The following is a 19,033-nucleotide window of genomic DNA, read 5'->3' as shown; positions in this document are numbered from 1 at the left end:
GAGCGGGCCGGTGCCGCCAAGGAAATACTATGCCCGAGATCAAGAAGGTCCTGATCGCCAATCGCGGCGAGATCGCGCTCCGCATCCACCGCGCATGCCATGAAATGGGCATCCGCACGGTGGCGGCGCACTCCACCGCCGATGCGGACGCGATGCACGTGCGGCTGGCCGACGAAGCGGTCTGCATCGGGCCGCCGTCGGCGGCGGAAAGCTATCTGAACATCCCGAACATCATCTCGGCCGCCGAGATTTCGGGTGCGGACGCGATCCACCCCGGCTACGGCTTCCTCTCGGAGAATGCCAAGTTCGCCGAGATCGTGGAAGCGCACGACATCATCTGGATCGGGCCCAAGCCCGAGCATATCCGGACGATGGGCGACAAGATCGAGGCCAAGCGCACCGCCGGCAAGCTCGGCCTGCCGCTGGTGCCGGGCTCCGACGGCCCGATCTCCGATCTCGAGGAAGCCAAGGCGATCGCCGCCAAGGCCGGCTATCCGGTCATCATCAAGGCGGCATCGGGCGGTGGCGGCCGCGGCATGAAGGTCTGCACCTCGGAAGATCAGCTGGAAACGCTGATGAGCCAGGCCGGCACCGAGGCGAAGGCCGCCTTCGGCGACGCGACCGTCTATCTCGAAAAATATCTCGGCAATCCGCGCCACATCGAATTCCAGGTGTTCGGCGACGGCAACGGCAATGCGATCCATCTGGGCGAGCGCGACTGCTCGATCCAGCGCCGCCACCAGAAGGTGATCGAGGAGGCTCCCTCGCCGATCATCTCGGCCGAGGAGCGCGCGCGCATGGGCGGCATCGTCGCCAAGGCGATGGCCGACATGGGCTATCGCGGCGCGGGCACGATCGAGTTCCTGTGGGAAAACGGCGAATTCTACTTCATCGAGATGAACACCCGCCTGCAGGTGGAGCATCCGGTGACCGAGGCGATCACCGGCCTCGATCTCGTCCGCGAGCAGATCCGCGTGGCGGAGGGCCATCCGCTCACGCTGCGGCAGGAAGACGTGGTCTTCCGGGGCCATGCGATCGAATGCCGGATCAATGCCGAGGATGCGCGCACCTTCGCGCCCTCGCCCGGCCTCGTGAAGGGCTATCATGCGCCCGGCGGCATGAACGTGCGCGTCGATAGCGGGCTTTACGCCGGCTATCGCATCCCGCCTTATTACGACAGCATGATCGCCAAGCTGATCGTCTACGGCACCACCCGCAACGGCGCGCTGCGCCGGCTGCGGCGCGCGCTGGAAGAGTTCGTGATCGATGGCGTGAAGACCACGATCCCGCTCCACCAGGCGCTGCTGGACGATCCCGAATTCCAGGCCGGCGATTATTCGATCAAGTGGCTGGAGGAGTGGCTGGCGCGCGAGGAAACGACGGGATGATCCGGGGGATCATCCCGTCGCGCGGGCCAGCCACTCTGGCCAGGCAGGGCGACGCCTGAGCCGCCTTCCATTTCCGTTCGTCCTGAGCGAAGTCGAAGGACGGGCTCCGAGGGCATCGCTTGAGGCCCGTGCTTCGACAGGCTCATCACGAACGGAAGAATGATCGGGGACGGGGAACGCGAATGAGAGCGACGATCTATCACAATCCCCGCTGTTCGAAATCGCGCGAGGCGCTGGCGATCGTCGAGGCCAGCGGCGCCGAGGTCACGATCGTCGAATATCTGAAGACGCCGCCGTCCGCCGAGGATCTGGCCCGGCTCTACAAGCGCGCGGGCATGACGGCGCGCGACGGCCTGCGGCTGGCCGAGCCCGATGCGAAGGCGCTCAAGGATGCGAACGAGGAGGATATCCTCGCCGCGATGGCCGCCAACCCGATCCTGATCGAACGCCCGCTGGTGGAAACCGCCAAGGGCGTCCGCCTGGGCCGCCCGCCCGAAAAGGTGCGCGAGATCCTCTGACCCGTCCGGTCGGATGCAGAAATTCCGAGCGTGGCCCGTCTATCGGGCGGCGGCGATGAAACCGTCCGGGGTGAGCGTCATCGTCGCGATATCCAGCCCCATGCCGCGCGCGCCCCGCGTGGCGGCGTCGGCCACCGGGCCCGACATCGCCGGATTGGCCTTGGCCTGATCCATCGCGCCTTCCAGCAGCAGGGCCTGAAGCAGCAAGGCCTCGGCGAAGCGCTGCTTGGCGGCATCGTCCGCCATGGCCAGTTCCCGCGTGGCGGAGAGCGCACGGGCCGCCTGCGCGCGGACGGCCGCGAAGGTGCGCTTGTCGGTATCCTCGTTCCGGCGGTGCGACGCCTGCCAGGCATCGATCCACCACACCGCATAGGCATCGGCGACATTATCGATGCTCATGCCATAGGACGCGAGCACCGTCCCCATCCGCTCGATGATGTCGCCCTGCGCGAACAATTGCTCCAGCGAGCGGGCGGCGTCCTGATCGCGCTGGCGGCTCTTGGCGACGAAGGCGGCGAGATTGGCGCTGCGGCGCGCCCTGGACGGCGCGTAGCGCAGCCGGGCCGGATCGGGCGCTACCGGAGCGGGGACGACCCCGCCTTTGGGCGTGGCGCCGTCGCGCGCCTCAATCTCTTCATCCAGCTGGCGCAGCCGCGTGCCGAGAACGTCGGTCCGGGTGACGGAGGGGATGATGATGCTCCATCCCCACCCATCGACCTCTGCGGCGACCGGGGACACCCCGGCAAGGCCGATGGCGACGATACACCCACGCAGGACGCCCCGAAACCGCAGCATGTCACGCCACTCCCGCTCACGGAAACGAGCGAACGGTACAGCGGGATCGTGACGATCCGAACGCGTCGCAGGCGCGAGGCCGCCCCATATGCGACGAACAGGGAGACGCGCGCGACGGTCGAAATGTTCTCCGCTTACCGGACGCGATCCTTCCTTCGAGGATCGTCCTCCGGATACCGAAACAATTTCAGGACGGCCGCCCGAACGTCAGGCCGCCCTATCCCCTCAATGCGAGGGGCGGTCGTCCTGCATCGGCTGCAGCTTGTGATCGGGGTTCGGCTCCAGCGGGGGCTGGTTCTGCAGGCGCTGCGCGGGGCGCGGGGCCGAGCGCTGCTCCTCCTCGTCGTCCTGCAGGCCCTTCTTGAAGCTTTTGATGCCCTTGGCCGCATCGCCCATGATGTCGGACAGGCGGCCCTTGCCAAACAGCAGCATGACGACGACCGCCAGGATCAGCCAATGCCAGATGCTCAAACCGCCCATCAGATATCTCCTCCGGCCGACACTTAGTCGCCCTCGCCCTCTTTCGCCACCTCTAGCTGCTGTTCCATGACAAGATCGATCGGATCGAGCAGCCCCGCCGCCTTCAGATCCTCGCTCCCCGGCAGATCGCGGCGCGAGGTGAGGCCGAAATGATCGAGGAAGGCCGGCGTGGTGGCGAAGGTGAGCGGCCGCCCAGGCACTTCGCGCCGCCCGGCGGGCTTCACCCAGCCCGCCTCCAGCAACGCATCCAGCGTGCCCTTGGAGATCTGCACGCCGCGGATCGCCTCGATCTCGGCGCGGCTGACGGGCTCGTGATAGGCGATGATCGCCAGCGTCTCGATCCCCGCGCGGGACAGCTTGCGCGGCTCCACCTTCTCGCGCCGCAGGATGTGGGCGAGATCCGGCGCGGTCTGCAGCCGCCACCGCCCGCCCCGCTCGACCAGTTCGATGCCGTGCCCTTCGTAGAGCGCGCCCAGGCGCGTGAGGGCACCCCTCACGTCCTCGATCCCGGTGGCGGTGGCGAGATCCTGCGGCGTCATAGGTGCTTCAGCGGCGAACAGGGTGGCCTCGAGGGCACGGACGTCAACGTCGATCAAAATCCGTCCCCCCAATCCGTTTGGTTCGAGCTTGTCGAGAACCCGCAGGGATCGAGCGAAGTCGAGAGCCCGTGCTTTGTGTCCCGGCTTCTCGGCTTCGCTCGAAGCCTGGCCCGGTTCTCGACAAGCTCGAACCAAACGGTGGGGGTGGAATGTGTCCCCCTCACGCCCGCCGCACCATCAAAGGCGCGAACGCGCTCTCCTGCCGCAACGCCAGCCGCCCCTGCTTGGCCAGCTCCAGCGCCGCGACGAAGCTGGAGGCCACCGCCGAGCGGCGATAGTCCTCATCCTGCGCGGGTGGCAGGAAGCTCGCCAGATCAGCCCAGTCCAGTTCCTGCCCCACCATCCGCGCGACCAGCTCCAGAGCCGCCTCCAGCGTCATCACCGGGCGGCGCGAGACGATATGGATGGCGGGCACGGCGCGCGCCTTCACCGCGCCATAGGCCGCGATCAGATCGAACAGATGGGCTTCCCAGGCGGGCGTCTTCACCACCCGGAGCCCCTCGGGCTCCCCCCGCGCGAACACGTCGCGCCCCAGCCGGTCGCGCGCCATCAGCCGCGCCCCCGCCTCGCGCATCGCGTCCAGCCGCTGGAGCCGCAATTGCAGGCGCAGCGCCAGTTCCTCGGGGCTCGGCTCGATCTCGGGATCGCGTGGCAGCAGCAGGCCCGATTTGAGGTAGGCCAGCCACGCCGCCATCACGAGATAATCGGCCGCCAGCTCCAGCTTCAGCGCGCGCGCCTGCGCGATGAAGTCGAGATATTGCTCCACCAGAGCGAGGATCGAGATCTGCTTGAGATCCACCTTCTGGTTGCGCGCCAGCGTCAGCAGCAGGTCGAGCGGCCCCTCCCACCCGTCGATGTCGAGCGTCAGCGTCTCGCCGTCGGGCTGGGAAAGATCGAATTCGTCGGACATGGAACGGAGCAGATTAGCCGGAGAGACGGGTGAGTCGAGAGTGCCCCACTCTCCCCGTCATCCTGAACTCGTTTCAGGATCCATTACCTGCCCTTCCTCCTCGCGTATCCAGATCGGGTGAAGGGTCATGGATCCTGAAACGAGTTCAGGATGACGCTGGAGGTGAAAGCACGGCTCACGCCAATGCCAGCAGCTGATCCCTCTTCTCGATCAGCGCCGCGAACGTGTCGCCCGTCGTCGCGCCCGCCGCGATCGTCGCCATCGCGCGGTCCAGCCGGATGCGCGCCTCCGCCGTGATCGTCGGCACCGCATCGGCGCAGGCGATCATCTCGCCCATATCGCCCGAGCAATGCAGCGCGACATCGCAGCCCGCCGCGATCACGCCGAATGCGCGATCGCCGAAATCGCCGTTGAGCGCGTGCATTCCCAGATCGTCCGACATCAGCAGTCCGTCGAAGCCGATGCGCTTGCGGATGATGCCGGCGATGATCTTCGCCGACAGGCTCGCGCACTGGGCCGGATCCCAGATCGGGTAGACCACATGCGCGGTCATCGCCATCGGCGCGTCGTGCAGCCGGATGAAGGGCGCGAGATCGGTTTCCAGCTCCTCGGCCGACACATCGACCACGGGCAGCTCCAGATGGCTGTCCGCCATCGCGCGGCCATGGCCCGGCACATGCTTGACCACGCCGACCACGCCGCCCGCGCGCAGGCCCTCGATCGTGGCACGCCCCAGCGCCGCCACGCGCAAAGGCTCGGTGCCCAGCGCGCGATCGCCGATGATATCGTGCGCGCCCGGCTGGCGCACGTCGAGCAAGGGCAGGCAATCGACGTTCACGCCCACCTCGCGCAGCATCAGGCCGAGCGCGGTCGCCTGCGCGCGGATCGCCTCGATCGCGGACATGGGCGCCACGTCATAGAGTGTGTCGAACGCGGCCCCGGCCGGAAAAGCGGGCCATTCGGGCGGCTGCATCCGCGCCACGCGCCCACCCTCCTGATCGATCAGGATCGGCACGTCGTCGCGCCCGGATACCGCGCGCAGCGCATCGGTGAGCGCGCGCACTTGATCGCGATCCACCACGTTGCGGCGGAACAGGATGAAGCCCGCCGGCTGCACCTCCGCGAAGAAAGCGCGCTCGTCGGCGGTGAGGGCCGGACCGGACAAACCGAGGATCAGGGGTGTCATAACGGACTTTCCTTACGCGTCAGATGTCCCACCGTTCGCTTCGAGCGAAGTTCGAGCCTGTCGAGAACGAAGTCGAGACGTCAGCGCAGACGTTCTCGACGGTCGCATCTCGACACGCTCGATGCTGCTCGAACCGAACGGCGGGATGGATCCTCGTCAGTTGACCAGGCTGCAGCTCTCGCCGGCCACGCGCAGCTGGGCGCAGAGCCGTGCCGCGTTCGGCGCACCGGAGGCGCGCAGGCGGTAGAGCGTCTTGTCGTCGCTCTTCACCGGGCTGATCGCCATGCCGAGATCGCGCAGGCCGGCATAGCGGCCCGACAGCGTCTTCCACGCCTGCTTGGCCTTCGCCTCGCTGGAGAAGGCGCCGAGCTGGACGGTGCCCACGCCACCCGCCTCGGGCACGGCGGAGGGAGCCGGCGCCTGCGGAACCGGCGCGGGCCGGGACGCGGGGGGCGGAGCGGCCGCCACCGGAGGTGCGGCCGGTTGCGGCGCAGCCTTGGCGACAGGCGCCTGAGGCACGGCGGCGGGCCGGGCCGGCGTCTGCGGCTGCTCACGCTGTGCCTGCTGTGGAGCCGGGCGATTCTGCCCCGGCGCCACCATCGGCTGCTCGGGCAGCGCGTTCAGGTCGATCGGGCTGTTCACGTCCTGCCCGGCGCTGGTGTCGTAGGTCACCTCGCCATTGGCATCGGGCTTCATCCCGCCGGGATTGGGCGGGCGCACCTTATAAGGGCCGGGCTCGGCCTTGATGATCTGGCCGTCGCCGCCGGCGGCACCGCCGCGCTGGCCGCGATACCAGATCACGCCCGCCGTCAGCAGCGCGATCGCCACCAGCACGAGGATCGCGGCGAGGATCAGGCCGCCATAGCCCGAGCCCTCGGCCGCATAGTCATCCTCATCTTCCACCGGCTCCAGCCACGGCAAACGCTCGCGCGCCGCGTCGCCCGAACTCCCCCGCCGGATCTCGACCATCGCTCAGTGCAACTCCTCGGCCGCCTCGACGCCGATCACGCCAAGGCCGTTGCGGATGATCTGCCCGATCGCGTCGGCCAGCGCCAGCCGCGCGGCGGTGAGAGCGAGACCATCGGGCAGAAGGAAGCGACGACCCGGATCATCGTTGCCGCGATTCCACAGCGCATGGAAGGCGGCGGCCAGATCGTAGAGATAGAAGGCGATGCGGTGCGGCTCGCGCGCGGCGGCGGCGCCCTCGATCATGCGCGGGAATTGCGCGGCCAGCTTCACCAGCCCCAGTTCCTCCGCATCCAGCAACGCCAGATCCGCCTCGGGCAGGCTCAGCCCCGCCTCGGCCGCGCGCCGATGGAGCGAAGCGATGCGGGCGTGCGCATATTGCACGTAGAAGACCGGATTGTCCTTGGAGGCTTCCACCACCTTGGCGAAGTCGAAATCCATCTGCGCATCGGCCTTGCGCGTCAGCATCGTGAAGCGGACGACGTCCTTGCCCACTTCGCGCACCACGTCGGCCAAAGTCACGAACGAGCCCGAGCGCTTCGACATCTTCACCGGCTCGCCATTGCGGAGCAGGCGGACCATCTGGACGAGCTTCACGTCGAACGGCTTGCCGCCCGTCAGCGCCTTCACCGCCGCCTGGATGCGCTTGACCGTGCCGGCATGGTCCGCGCCCCAGATGTCGATCAGCTGATCGGCGCTCTCGGCCTTCTGCCAATGGTAAGCGAGGTCGGTGCCGAAATAGGTGAGCCCGCCGTCCGACTTGCGCACCGGGCGATCCTGATCGTCGCCGAACTGGGTGGCGCGGAACAGGGTCATCTCGGTCGGCTCCCAATCGTCGGGAAGCTCGCCCTTGGGAGGCTCCAGCACGCCCTGATAGATCAGCCCCTCGGCGCGCAGCCGATCGAACGCCTTGTCGACGCGGCCCTCAGCCTGCACCGCCGCCTCGGACGCGAAAATCTCGTGCGTGATGCCGAGCAAAGCCAGATCGGCGCGGATCATGTCCATCATCGCGGCGACGGCACGCGTGCGGAACAGATCGAGCCACTCGCTCTCGGGCTTGTCCACATAGGCGTCGCCATATTCGGCGGCCAGCGCCTGCCCGATCGGGATCAGATAGTCGCCCGGATAGAAGCCCTCGGGGATCTGGCCGATATCCTCGCCCAGCGCCTCGCGATAACGCAGGTGGACCGAGCGGCCGAGCGTCTGCACCTGCGCGCCGGCATCGTTGATATAATATTCGCGGGTGACGGCGTAGCCCGCATATTCCAGCAGTTGCGCCAGCGCATCGCCCACCACCGCGCCGCGGCAATGGCCCATATGCATCGGCCCGGTCGGGTTGGCGGACACATATTCCACGTTCACGCGCGTGCCGGCGCCCACCGTGGCCTCGCCATACGCGGCGGCGTCGGCCAGGATCGTGCCCAGTTCGCCGCGCCACGTCGCCTCGGTCAGCCGCAGGTTGATGAAGCCGGGGCCGGCGATCTCGACGCCCTCCACCTGCGGCAGCGCCTCCAGCTTGGGCACGAGCAAGGCCGCCAGCGCGCGCGGATTGGTGCCGGCGGGCTTTGCCAGCACCATCGCGGCGTTGGTCGCCAGATCGCCATGCGTGGTGTCGCGCGGCGGCTCCACCGTGATCGCCTCGCGCTTCAGCCCGGCGGGCAGCGCCCCTTCGGCTTCCAGCGCATCGAGGGCGGCGGCGAGATCGGCGGAGAAACGGGCGTAGAGCGTGGGCAAGGACACAATTCCGGTGAGGGACGGGAAGCGGGCCTCTAGCCTATCGGGACGCGACCGTCATCGCCAAGTTGCGGGGTGACGTGGGTGGGGGCGGCGCGTCATTCGACTTCAAGCTCCGTTCGCCGACTTCACGTTCCGTTCGCCCTGAGCCTGTCGAAGGGCCGTCCTTCTTCCTTCAACGTCCTGGGGGGAAGGAAGGACGGTGCTTCGACAGGCTCAGCACAAACGGAAGAAGGGTTGCGGCGGTTTTCGCGCGCGCCCTCACCGCTTGTCGGTCGCATAGGTCGGCACGCTGGGCGAGAGGGGATCGAGCCGCACCGTCAGCGCGAGGACGATCGCCACGATCAGGGCAACCCCCGCCGCGATCCCCAGCGCCCGCACCGAAGCCAGCCGATGCGCGACCGGCCACGCCACCAGCGCGATCGGAAAGAGCGCGAACAAAGCCACCACCGGCATCCCCGCCCCGACCCCGCCGAACAGGAACAGGCCGATCGCCGCCGATTGCGCGGCCGATCCCGCCGCCAGCAGCGCGACCGGCGCCATCGCCGAGGTCCGCCGCATCACGGGATCGAGCCAGCCGACGATCGCCATCTGGAGCGCCGCCACCAGCAGGGGCCAATGCAGGATCGGCGTCACCAGCGGCGCCACGATCTGCGCCGCGAGCGAGAGCAGGCCCCACACCGCGATCAGCCCCAGCCACCCGCTCCACAGGCTCCGCCCCCAGCGCAGGCAGGGCAGCAGCACGGCGAGACAGGCGACGAAGGCCTGCGTCCGCAGACGGGGAATGGCGGCCAGCCGATCATAATAATCGGCCCCGGCGCCCGCCCCCGACAGCCAGTTGAGCGCCAGCAGCAGCACCGCCCCGCCGAGCAGCAGCACGAACGGCAGCGCCAGCCCGATCGCAACCTCCCGCCCTCGCACTTCGCCGCGTGCCCCCCGCACGCCGATCGCCACCAGCAAGACCGAAACGCCAAGGATCACCCACCCGCCCCACAGCGGATAGGTGACGAGCCGCGTACCCCAGATGTCCGCAAACACGCGATCGGGCGAAGGCGCGGGCAGCGCCGCCGCCTGCGTCAGCGCGCGGGACAGCGCCAGCACCTGCTGCCCCATATCCTGCACGGAGGCCTGCTCGATCCGGTCGGGCGTCGACAAAGGCGAATGATAGAGGGCGGCGCGGCCCGTCACCGCGAAATTGAAGCCGGCGATGTCGTGCTTCAGCGCCTCGGTCAGGTCCGTATAATTGGGCATCCTCCGATAGACGAAGATCGCCAGCGAGGCGGCGGACGGCGTCGGCACGCTGCGCTGGAACAGTTGCATCATCGCGCCATTGTCGCGCCCCGTCTCGAACATCGCCGCGCGCCCGCCGCCGCCCCGCGCCTCCAGATTGATCACGACGCCGACATGATCGCGCAGGCCCGCCTGCGCGAAGAACGCCTCGGCCCCGCTCGTCGCCAGTTCCTCGCCGTCGGTGAACAGCACGATCAGGTCGCGCCGGGGCTGCGGCCCGGTCCGCAGCGCGCGCACCGTCTCCAGGATCGCGGCGACGCCGATCGTATCGTCCGCCGCGCCCGGCGATCCACCGACCGTATCGTGATGCGCCATCAGCACCACCGCCGGCGCCGATCGATCTTGCCCCGGCCACAGGCCGATGATCGATCCGCCGCGCAGATCGGGCGAGACCTTCGCGCCGCTCTGCCGCTCCAGCTTGGCGCGCGCCTTGTCGGACAGCGGCACGGGCTGGACCGCCACGGACAGCCCCATCCCGCCCAGCCGATCGAGCAGATAGGCCATCACGCGCCGATCCTCGGCGCTGCCCGTCATGTGCGGCGCCCGCGCGATCATCCGCACGTCGCGCATCGCCCGCCCGGCCGAGAATGTCGCCGCGGGCGCATCGGCCGGACGGGGGCGGCCGGGCGTCACCGCCCACACAGCCAGCAGCACGGCGAGCATCACCGCCATCGCCACGAAGATCGCCCGCTTCACCCGCTTTCACCCCCGCTTGCCCGCCTGATGCGCTAACCATAGGATACGGACGGACCAGGTCGAGGGAATTGAGAGTGCAGGCTCATCCGGCGCCGCAGACGATCACCTATATCATCACCGGCTGCGCGATCGCGCTGGTGCTGGTCCTCCGTTACCGGGGCATGCGCCGCGCGAGCCGGCTGCGGCTGGAGACGCTCTGGATCGTCCCCGCCATCTTCGGCCTCGCCTTCCTGTTCGGCCTCTATGAGGCACCGCCCCCCACGCCGATTGGCTGGCTATGGCTGGTGGTCGCGGCCGCCGGCGGCGGCGCGCTCGGCTGGCAGCGCGGCAAGCTGATGAAGATCAGCGTCGATCCCGCCACGCATCAGCTCAACAAGCAGAACAGCCCGGCGGCCCTGCTCTTCATCGTGCTGCTGATCGTGGCGCGGCAGGGCCTGCGCTACGAGGCGGCGCAGGCGGGCGTGAACCTGATGAAGATCACCGGCATCCTGCTCGCCTTCGGCTTCGGCCTGCTCTCCGCCACGCGCGCGGAAATGTATGTGCGCGCGAAACGGCTGCTGGGCGCCGCGAAGTCCGCCCAACTCGCCTGACGCCGCGCGACTAGCCCGTCAGCTCCGCTTCCAGTCGGCGCGCGTCATGCCGACGAAGCGATCGCCCAGATTGGCACTGTTGCGGACGAGGATATCCCGCAGCGTCTTCGTCGCGACGATCGCGTCGAGGCCGATCTGCGTGAACGCGTCCAGTTTGTTGCGGTCGTCGCCCCAGATATGCTGGCTCAACAGCGGATTGGTGAGCGCCTGCGAGAAGGCATCCATCGCCACCATCGCCTGGATCAGCTCGGGCAGGACGCCGTTTTTCTCGGTCGGCTCCGCGAACAGCCCGACATAGAATTCGATCCTGTCGACATCGCCGTAAAGCCCCCTCAGTTCGCTGGCGAGGTGCGCGCGGCGCTCCTTCGCCACGGGATCGCTCGACGTGCCGGCGACATCCTCGAAGCTCTTCTTGCGCTTCAGCCCCATCGCCTCGCGATAATCGTTATAGGAAGCCAGCCGGTTGTCGCGCGCCTGCTGGACCGCGCTGAGTTCCGCCTTCCACAGGAAGGTCGCGCTGTTGTGCAGGCCGAGGCAGGCGGCATTGTTGGCCGATATCTCCGCAAAGGCGGTGGCGAGGCCCGCATCGATCAGCAGCGCATTGTTGAGCAGGGTCGTGCCGCCGTTGACCGGCGCGCCACCCCAGCTCAATTCCTCGGGCACCAAGCTGTGCCAGCGATAGAGCAGGCTGAACTCGGCCGTCATCCAGTTGGGCCGGTTCCAGCTCGCATCCCATGCCACCTTGCCCTCCGCCAGGAAGCGGAAGTTCGATGTGTTGATGTGGTTGATATATTCCTCGACCACGATCTTGATGAACATCACGATCACGTTGTTGCGCGTGGTCTGGAACACATGCTCGTCGTCCCAGCCGGGATGGGCCTGCGCGATCAGCCCGGCCAGCCGGTTATGCTCGCGCAGGAACAATGTGTTCATCATCGCCACCTGCGGCGCGGCATTCACGCGGTCGCCGCCCACTGCGAAGATCTTGTCGAAGCCGGGCTTGGTGTGATCGAGGCCGAGCGGCTCGTCCAGCACGGGCCGGCCGGAGGCATCGCGGAACTCCGCCTTTACCTGCCCGGCCGCGTCGAACAGGAACGGCGGATATTCCTCGCCATGCAGCATCTGCGATTTCAGCCGCCCCTTGCCGCTGCCGGATGGTGGCGCGCGCAGCACGGCGGTCTGCTCCTCGATCCGGCCGTAGAGAGGGCTCAGGTCGATCTCGTGATTGGAAGTAGTGCGCTTGCGCTCGTCCTTGGTCGGATCGTTGAAGATCCGCGTGCGGATGAAGCCGTCGGTGAGATATTGCGCGAAGGCCGGGAACAGGCAGGTCGATTTCGCGCATGTGCGCTGCTCCGCCTCGGGGACGAACAACGCGGCGACCTTGTCCACCGGCGGCAGATCGGTGACGGTCTTGGCCGGCAGCAGGCGCGCATTGTAGCTGCGATCGGTCAGGCCGCTCCAGCAGATATAATCGAATCGCGTGCTCCAGGGGTGCGGGCGATTGCGCGCCGCCTTGACGATCCTGTTGATAAGCAACGCATTGATCGCGTCCCTGCCGACGACCGTCTTCGCCACCGACAGAAGAATATCCTGAATCGACATGATTTCTCTCCCCCGCGGGCAAGAGAAGCATCAAGTCGTTGCGGGAGCAAGTCGAACCAGATCCAATGGATCGGCAAGTCTATCGCCGCTCCGGCCGATCGAAACCTTCAGAGACCGTCCGGCATATCCACCGGGCCCACCACCTCACGGTAACGGGATATGGCGTAGCGATCCGTCATGCCTGCGATGAAATCGCTGATATGGCGGCTTTTCTGGGGATCTTCTTCCGGCAGAGCGGCCGCCCAGGCCGGCGGCAGCAGCGCGGGATCGGCCAGATAGGCCTCGGCCAGCCCGGCCACGATCAGCCCCGCTTTGTCCGCCACGGCGAGCTGGCTGGGATGATGATACAGCTCGGCATACATGAAGCGCTTCAGCGCGCGCTCGCCCGCCGCCATCTCGTCCGAAAAGCCGATCAGGGGGCCGTCCGCCGCGCGCACATCCTCCACCGATCGGGGTGCCGCTGCGGCGATGCGGCGGCGGCTCTCCGCGATCAGATCGCCCACCATCCGGCCGATCTGGTCGCGGATCAGTTCGCCCGCCAGCTGTTCCGGCGGCAGATCGGGCCAGCGCGCCTGCACCGCCGCCCAGCCGTCCGCCACCAGAGGCGCGCCCAGCACCTGATCCAGCGACAGCAGCCCCGCGCGCAGGCCATCGTCGATATCGTGATGGTCGTAGGCGATGTCGTCGGACAGCGCCGCCACCTGCGCCTCCAGCGAGGGCTGGCCGCCCAGTTCCAGCGGGAAATCGGCGTCGATCTCGGCCAGCGCCCAGGTCGGCTTCGCGACCGGACCGTTATGCTTGGCCAGCCCCTCCAGCATCTCCCACGTCAGGTTCAGCCCCTTGTGGCTGGGATAAGGCGATTCCAGCCGGGCCAGCACGCGCAGCGTGTGCGCGTTGTGATCGAAGCCGCCGGCCTGGACGGTCGCCGCCTTCAGCGCCTCCTCGCCCGCATGGCCGAAGGGCGGATGGCCGATATCGTGCGCGAGGCACAGCGCCTCCGTCAGATCCTCGTTCAGCCCCAGCGCGCGCGCGATCGTGCGCCCGATCTGCGCCACCTCGATGCTGTGCGTCAGGCGCACACGGAAATGATCGCCGTCGGGCGCGACGAACACCTGCGTCTTGTGGCGCAGGCGACGGAAAGCGATCGAGTGGATGATCCGGTCGCGATCGCGCTGGAAGGCGTCGCGCGGCGTGGTCGAGCGGCCGTCGGGCGGGCCGAAGCGGCGGCCACGGCTGCGGGCGGGATCGGAGGCATGAGGGGCAAGCACGGGACCGCGACATAAGGTGCCGGCCCGCGAAGTCGAGCCTTCAAGCGGCTTAGCCGATCACTCTGACCGACAAAGCGCGTTGGCGCGGGCGGCAGCGTTCCCTCAGGACGACCCCGGAAAAGGAGGAGCCACGCGATGCGAGATCAGGACCCGAGCAAGACCGCCCTGCTGGACGGCGATCATTTCAGCCGCCCCGCGATCCGCGCCCGCCTCCGCGCGCTGGCCGAAGCCCGCCGCACCCGCCGGCATCCCGCGCTGGCGTAAGGGTGAATCTCCCCTCCCTGAAAGGGAGGGGCCGGGGGTGGGTCGCTATCCGCGAGCCGCCATCTATCGGTTGCCGCATGACGCCGCCCTTTCCGTGAGCCACGGAGGTTTCGGCCACTCTCCACCCACCCCCAACCCCTCCCTTCCAGGGAGGGGGGCCCGTTGCAGCTCCGCCTACAGCTTCTCCACTTCCTCGCCTGCACGGGTGGAGACGCGGAACGTGGACAGGCCTTCCTTCTTGCGCGCGGTCACCCAATCCTGCGCCGCCGCCGAGCTGGGGAACGGCCCGATCAGCAGGCGATTGGTGAAGCGATAATGCATCGTCCAGGGTGAGCGGCCGCCCAGCTGGCTCGGCCATTTCGCCTTCAGCGCAGCCCAAGCCTTGGGCAGATCGGTCTTGTTCGCGCCGCCCGCCACCTGCACGAAATGGCGCGGCGGATTGGCCTTGGCCACCTTCGCCTGCTCGGCCGCCTTGACCTGATCCGCTTTCTTCTTCTGCGCGGCGAGCGTCTCCGCCCGCTTCGCCGCCTCGACGCGACGCGCCTGCGCGCGCAGGGCCGGGCTATCCTCCACGGTCGGCTCGGCCGCCGGTGGCGGCGCGCTGCTCGTCGCGACCGACGCATCGGCCACCAGCGTGGCGGCAGGCGCGGGCTTCGCGGCCGCCGGCGTCACGATCGGCCGCTTCACGCGGGGCGCGTTCGCGCTCGCCACCGTCGGGCCGTTGCCCGGCTGCGGGAAGCGACCGAGAAACACAGCCGCCGCCTTCTCGCTCGGCTTCAGCGTGGCGAGCTTCGCCAGATAGGGCTTCAGCACCGCCACCTGATTGGGCGGCAGCACATAAGCGGCATCCTGCTCGGCCCCGGCCAGATCGCCCGTCACCGCCTTCGCGAAGGCGCGCGTGCGCCATGTCGGGATATCCTGCTTGCGAAGCAGCGGATCGAGCGTGACGAGCGCGCCCGGCAGGTTGCCCGAGATCGCCTGGCTGAGCGCGAGGCGCCGCGTCGCCACGGGATCGCCAGGCTTGGCGACCAACGCCATCTGATAGGAGGCCTGCGCCCGCCGCCCGTCCCCGGTGAGATCATAAGCGAGGCCACGATCCCCCGCGATCACGCCCTCCGGCACGCCCAGCGACTGCGCCTGCCGGAAATAGCGCAGGGCCGCGCGACCATTGCCGGTCTGCACCGTGGCCGATCCCAGCCCGGCCTTCACCACGGCATTGTTCGGCGCCAGTTCTTCCGCCCGCGCGAAGAAGCCGGTCGCCGCGTTCACGTCGCCCACGGCCAGCGCCGCGCGCCCCGCCCCCGCCAGCGCTTCGACATTGTTCGGCGATTTGGACAGAGCATGGAGATATTGCGAGAGCGCCTCGGCCTGATCGCCGCGCTCTGCCGCCGCGCGCGCGATCGACATCGGATCCGATGCGGTGGCGGCGGGCACGGGCTCGGCCGGCTCCTCGACGCTGTCCTGCGGGATCTGGGCGGAAATCGGCGCCGCGAGCGCGAGGGTCAGAGCGAGCGGGGCGGAACGGAGAATCGGGCGAAGGCGCATCGCGCCTCCATAAGCAGGATCGCACGGCCCGGCGATGAACAACGCGCGTCCAGCGACAGAACGGGCAGCGGCTCGGATGAGCGCGCTGCCCGAAACGATTTGGCGTGTACCTCGCGCCAACACATGACCGTCACCCCGGACTTGTTCCGGGGTCAACCGGGCGACGGGCACAGCAGGCCCAGACACGCGGAGAGGGGCGGATGCCGGACCAAGCCTGTCCTGAGCGTAGTCGAAGGGTCCGGCATGACAGAAGGATCTGTCTGTCGGAGACAATCCCTCACTAGCTTAACGCCCGCCCCTCATCCCGGCACAGGCTGGGATGAGGGGGCGGAGCGCGGCGCGCCTTACTGGTTGTTCTGGCGGTTCAGAAAGCGGGGGATATCGAGCGGATCGGAGCCACCGGCTTCCTCGTCATCGTCATTGCCCACCTTGGCGGAGCCACGGGCAATGCTCGACATGCGCTCGAACAACGTGCCGCCCTCGCGGGCCGGAGCGGCGGCGGGGCGCGGTGCCTCGCCCCGCTCGGCGCGGAGCCAGCGGCGCGGGCCGCCAGCGGGCGCGGGCTCTTCCGGAGCCGGCGCTTCGACCGGAGCCGGTGCCGCCGCGACGGGAGCCTCGGGTTCGCCCAGGATCAGTTCGTCCTGCTCGTCGGCGGTCGCTTCGGGAGCCTGCGGAGCGGGTGCCGCGGCCGGCGTCTCGATGCTCGCCTCGGGGGCCGGTGCCGGAGCGGGCGCGGCGGGCGCCTCGGCGTTCGGCGTGCGCACTTCGGAGCGGCTGCGCGGCGGGAAGCTGAACAGCTTGCTCGCCTCCTGCGCGGGCACGCCGCTCGCCTCGGATTCGATGCCGGTCGCCACCACGGACACGCGGATCTTGCCGTCCAGCTCGTTGTTGAAGGCCGAACCCCAGATGATGTTCGCGTCCGGATCGACCAGCTCGCGAATGTGGTTCGCGGCCTCGTCCACTTCCATCAGGCGCATGTCGTCGCCGCCGGTGATCGAAACGATCACGCCCTTGGCGCCCTTCATGCTCACGCCGTCCAGCAGCGGATTGGCGATCGCCTTCTCGGCCGCCTCGATCGCGCGATTGTCGCCCGAAGCCTCGCCCGTGCCCATCATCGCCTTGCCCATTTCGGACATGACGGAGCGCACGTCGGCGAAGTCGAGATTGATCAGGCCCGGCATCACCATCAGGTCGGTGATGCTGCGCACGCCCTGCTGCAGCACCTGATCGGCCATCTGGAACGCTTCCTTGAAGGTCGTGTTCGGATTGGCGATCAGGAACAGATTCTGGTTCGGGATGATGATCAGCGTGTCGACATGCTTCTGCAGCTCGGTGATGCCGGCATCGGCCGACTTCATCCGGCGATTGCCCTCGAAGCTGAACGGCTTGGTGACGACGCCCACCGTCAGGATGCCGCGCTCGCGCGCCGCCTTGGCGATCACCGGCGCCGCGCCCGTGCCCGTGCCGCCGCCCATGCCGGCCGTGATGAAGCACATGTGCGCGCCGTCCAGCGCCTTTTCCACCTGATCCATCGTCTCTTCGGCCGCCGCGCGCCCGATCTCCGGCCGCGAGCCCGCGCCCAGGCCCTGCGTGATCTTCAGGCCCAGCTGGAGACGCTGCTCGGCGGGCGAGGCGTTCAGCGCCTGCGCGTCCGTATTGGCGACGATGAAGTCGACACCCTGCACCTCGGCCGCGATCATGTTGGCGACCGCATTGCCGCCGGCGCCGCCTACGCCGATGACACTGATCCGGGGCTTGAGTTCGTCAATCTCGGGCCGGAGGAATTCGATGGTCATGGGGTGTACCTTACACAGACGGGGCGGCGCGCCGCCGGTTATAGTGAATCTGACAGACTCGGGCGTTCGGCGCGAGCAAATTTTGAGAAATTAACCACGTGTTATCCACAGACTTGTTCACTCAATAGGACGTCTTGACGACGGCGAGCAGTCTTTGAACGATGTTCGACGGCGAAAGCTTCACGATCGTCTGCGGCGCGGGCGCGGGCCGCAGATCGATCGGATCGGACGCGGCGAACTGAACCAGACCCGCCAGCGTGGAGAAAGCCGGGCCGCTATGCGCTTCGGGCAGGCCGATCAATCCGCGCGGCCGGCCGACGCGGACGGCACGGCCCAGCACGCCCTGCGCATAATCGGCGATGCCCTTCAGCTCGGCCCCGCCGCCCGTCAGCACCACCTGCCGGCCGATCGGGCCGACGAAGCCGAGGCTCTTCAGCGCGCCTTCGATCTCGCCGAAAATCTGCTCCAGCCGCTGGCGCACGATCGCGACCAGCTGCGCGCGCGTGATGCGCGGCGCCTCGCCCGCATCCTGCTCGCCCGAAAGCGGCGCCACGTCGATCATCTCGTGATTGTCGCGGGGGGATGTCTGCGCGCTGCCGTGGAAGCATTTCATCCGCTCGGCCTGCGCGCGGCGCGTGCCGAACGCGGAGGCGATATCGTCGGTAATGTCCCCGCCGCCCAGCGGCAGCGACGTGAGCCCCACCAGCAGCCCGCCCGCGAACAGCGACACGTTCGTCACCTCCGCGCCCATTTCCACCAGCGCCACGCCCAGTTCGCGCTCCTCGGCCGAGAGGCAGGACATGGCGGTCGCGATCGGGCTCGCCACGATCTGTTTCACCGCCAGATGCGCCGAGCGGACGCACAGATCGAGGTTCCGCACCGGAGAAGGCTCGGCCACCACGACATGGATATCCACGCCCAGCCGATCGGCGTGGAGGCCGAGCGGGTTCTTCACCCCCTTCAGCCCATCGAGCGTATAGAGCGTGGGCTGCGCGTGCAGCACCATGCGCCCGTCGGGATCGATCGAGCGGCGCCCGGCCGCCAGCAGATCGTCGATATCGCGCTGGGCGATGCGCTGCCCGCCCAGATCCACCTCGACCGAGGCGACATCGGACACGAGCCCGCCGGCCGAGAAGCTCAGCCACGTCTCGTCGATCTGGGTGCGCGCGATCCGCTCCGCCTGCTCCACCGCCTCGCGCACGGCGCCCTCGGTGGCGCCCATGTCCGCGATATAGCCGCGGCGGATGCCCCGGCTCTCGCGCTGGCCGGTGCCCAGCACCATCAGCCCGTCGGGGGTGGGCTGCGCGATCAGCGCCGCCACCTTGGACGAGCCGATATCCAGCGCCGTGATCAATCCTTCGCTACGCGTCTGGGCCATCACTCAAGCCTTGTACTGACATTTTATC

17 protein-coding genes are annotated in these 19,033 nt (G+C 68.4%); 4 read left to right on the top strand and 13 right to left on the bottom strand.

Annotation, left to right across the window (positions count from 1 at the left end; translation table 11 throughout):
- The first annotated feature begins 29 nt into the window (after positions 1–29).
- Positions 30–1,388 (top strand): acetyl-CoA carboxylase biotin carboxylase subunit, encoded by a 1,359-nt coding sequence (accC, locus tag HL653_RS08640; RefSeq protein ID WP_171744163.1) that lies wholly within the window; start codon positions 30–32, stop codon positions 1,386–1,388.
- Between the two features lie 182 nt (positions 1,389–1,570).
- The gene (arsC, locus tag HL653_RS08635) at positions 1,571–1,906 is read left to right on the top strand and encodes an arsenate reductase (glutaredoxin) (protein ID WP_171744162.1); all 336 of its coding nucleotides are present in this window, start codon (positions 1,571–1,573) and stop codon (positions 1,904–1,906) included.
- Between the two features lie 39 nt (positions 1,907–1,945).
- Here the strand turns inward: arsC and HL653_RS08630 are convergent, their stop codons facing one another.
- From HL653_RS08630 to HL653_RS08595, 8 genes are all read right to left on the bottom strand, one after another.
- Positions 1,946–2,701, bottom strand: coding sequence for a DUF6683 family protein (locus tag HL653_RS08630; RefSeq protein ID WP_171744161.1), 756 nt, complete (start codon positions 2,699–2,701; stop codon positions 1,946–1,948).
- Between the two features lie 225 nt (positions 2,702–2,926).
- Positions 2,927–3,181: a twin-arginine translocase TatA/TatE family subunit gene (locus tag HL653_RS08625; protein WP_171744160.1), complete on the bottom strand. Its 255-nt coding sequence runs from the start codon at positions 3,179–3,181 to the stop codon at positions 2,927–2,929.
- Positions 3,182–3,204: 23 nt separating this feature from the next.
- The gene (gene scpB / locus HL653_RS08620) at positions 3,205–3,720 is read right to left on the bottom strand and encodes an SMC-Scp complex subunit ScpB (protein ID WP_253717751.1); all 516 of its coding nucleotides are present in this window, start codon (positions 3,718–3,720) and stop codon (positions 3,205–3,207) included.
- Between the two features lie 220 nt (positions 3,721–3,940).
- The gene (locus tag HL653_RS08615; protein WP_171744159.1) at positions 3,941–4,690 is read right to left on the bottom strand and encodes a ScpA family protein; all 750 of its coding nucleotides are present in this window, start codon (positions 4,688–4,690) and stop codon (positions 3,941–3,943) included.
- 175 nt (positions 4,691–4,865) lie between these two features.
- Complete coding sequence (gene nagZ, locus HL653_RS08610; RefSeq protein ID WP_171744158.1) at positions 4,866–5,876, bottom strand: beta-N-acetylhexosaminidase; 1,011 nt, start codon at positions 5,874–5,876, stop codon at positions 4,866–4,868.
- A gap of 156 nt (positions 5,877–6,032) precedes the next feature.
- A complete protein-coding gene (locus tag HL653_RS08605; protein WP_171744157.1) occupies positions 6,033–6,845 on the bottom strand; it encodes an SPOR domain-containing protein in 813 nt (270 codons plus the stop codon).
- Between the two features lie 3 nt (positions 6,846–6,848).
- Complete coding sequence (argS, locus tag HL653_RS08600; RefSeq protein ID WP_171744156.1) at positions 6,849–8,576, bottom strand: arginine--tRNA ligase; 1,728 nt, start codon at positions 8,574–8,576, stop codon at positions 6,849–6,851.
- Positions 8,577–8,837: 261 nt separating this feature from the next.
- Complete coding sequence (locus HL653_RS08595; RefSeq protein ID WP_253717744.1) at positions 8,838–10,562, bottom strand: M20/M25/M40 family metallo-hydrolase; 1,725 nt, start codon at positions 10,560–10,562, stop codon at positions 8,838–8,840.
- A gap of 74 nt (positions 10,563–10,636) precedes the next feature.
- Between HL653_RS08595 and HL653_RS08590 the strand changes: the two genes are divergently transcribed.
- Positions 10,637–11,152, top strand: coding sequence for a CcdC protein domain-containing protein (locus HL653_RS08590; protein WP_253717737.1), 516 nt, complete (start codon positions 10,637–10,639; stop codon positions 11,150–11,152).
- An 18-nt stretch (positions 11,153–11,170) separates the two neighbouring features.
- Here HL653_RS08590 and HL653_RS08585 read toward each other — a convergent pair whose 3' ends face one another.
- Positions 11,171–12,754, bottom strand: coding sequence for a peroxidase family protein (locus tag HL653_RS08585; protein ID WP_171744153.1), 1,584 nt, complete (start codon positions 12,752–12,754; stop codon positions 11,171–11,173).
- A 107-nt stretch (positions 12,755–12,861) separates the two neighbouring features.
- Positions 12,862–14,022 carry a deoxyguanosinetriphosphate triphosphohydrolase gene (locus HL653_RS08580; RefSeq protein ID WP_171744152.1) on the bottom strand — a complete coding sequence of 387 codons (1,161 nt, stop codon included), beginning with the start codon at positions 14,020–14,022 and terminating at the stop codon, positions 12,862–12,864.
- Between the two features lie 135 nt (positions 14,023–14,157).
- Here HL653_RS08580 and HL653_RS24470 point away from each other — a divergent pair, with 135 nt between their 5' ends.
- On the top strand, positions 14,158–14,286 hold the full coding sequence (locus HL653_RS24470) for a hypothetical protein (RefSeq protein WP_301337964.1): 129 nt from the start codon (positions 14,158–14,160) through the stop codon (positions 14,284–14,286).
- 174 nt (positions 14,287–14,460) lie between these two features.
- On the opposite strand, the gene HL653_RS08575 is transcribed toward HL653_RS24470, so the two are convergent.
- The 3 genes from HL653_RS08575 to ftsA all read right to left on the bottom strand — a co-directional run bounded on the left by HL653_RS08575 (position 14,461) and on the right by ftsA (position 19,005).
- Complete coding sequence (locus HL653_RS08575; RefSeq protein WP_171744151.1) at positions 14,461–15,831, bottom strand: lipopolysaccharide assembly protein LapB; 1,371 nt, start codon at positions 15,829–15,831, stop codon at positions 14,461–14,463.
- Between the two features lie 344 nt (positions 15,832–16,175).
- The gene (gene ftsZ / locus HL653_RS08570) at positions 16,176–17,627 is read right to left on the bottom strand and encodes a cell division protein FtsZ (RefSeq protein WP_171744150.1); all 1,452 of its coding nucleotides are present in this window, start codon (positions 17,625–17,627) and stop codon (positions 16,176–16,178) included.
- Positions 17,628–17,748: 121 nt separating this feature from the next.
- Positions 17,749–19,005 carry a cell division protein FtsA gene (ftsA, locus tag HL653_RS08565; RefSeq protein ID WP_171744149.1) on the bottom strand — a complete coding sequence of 419 codons (1,257 nt, stop codon included), beginning with the start codon at positions 19,003–19,005 and terminating at the stop codon, positions 17,749–17,751.
- Positions 19,006–19,033 lie beyond the last annotated feature (28 nt).

Source organism: Sphingomonas sp. AP4-R1, assembly GCF_013113735.1.
GTDB lineage: Bacteria > Pseudomonadota > Alphaproteobacteria > Sphingomonadales > Sphingomonadaceae > Sphingomonas_I.
This window is presented reverse-complemented; position numbering and strand designations above follow the sequence as displayed.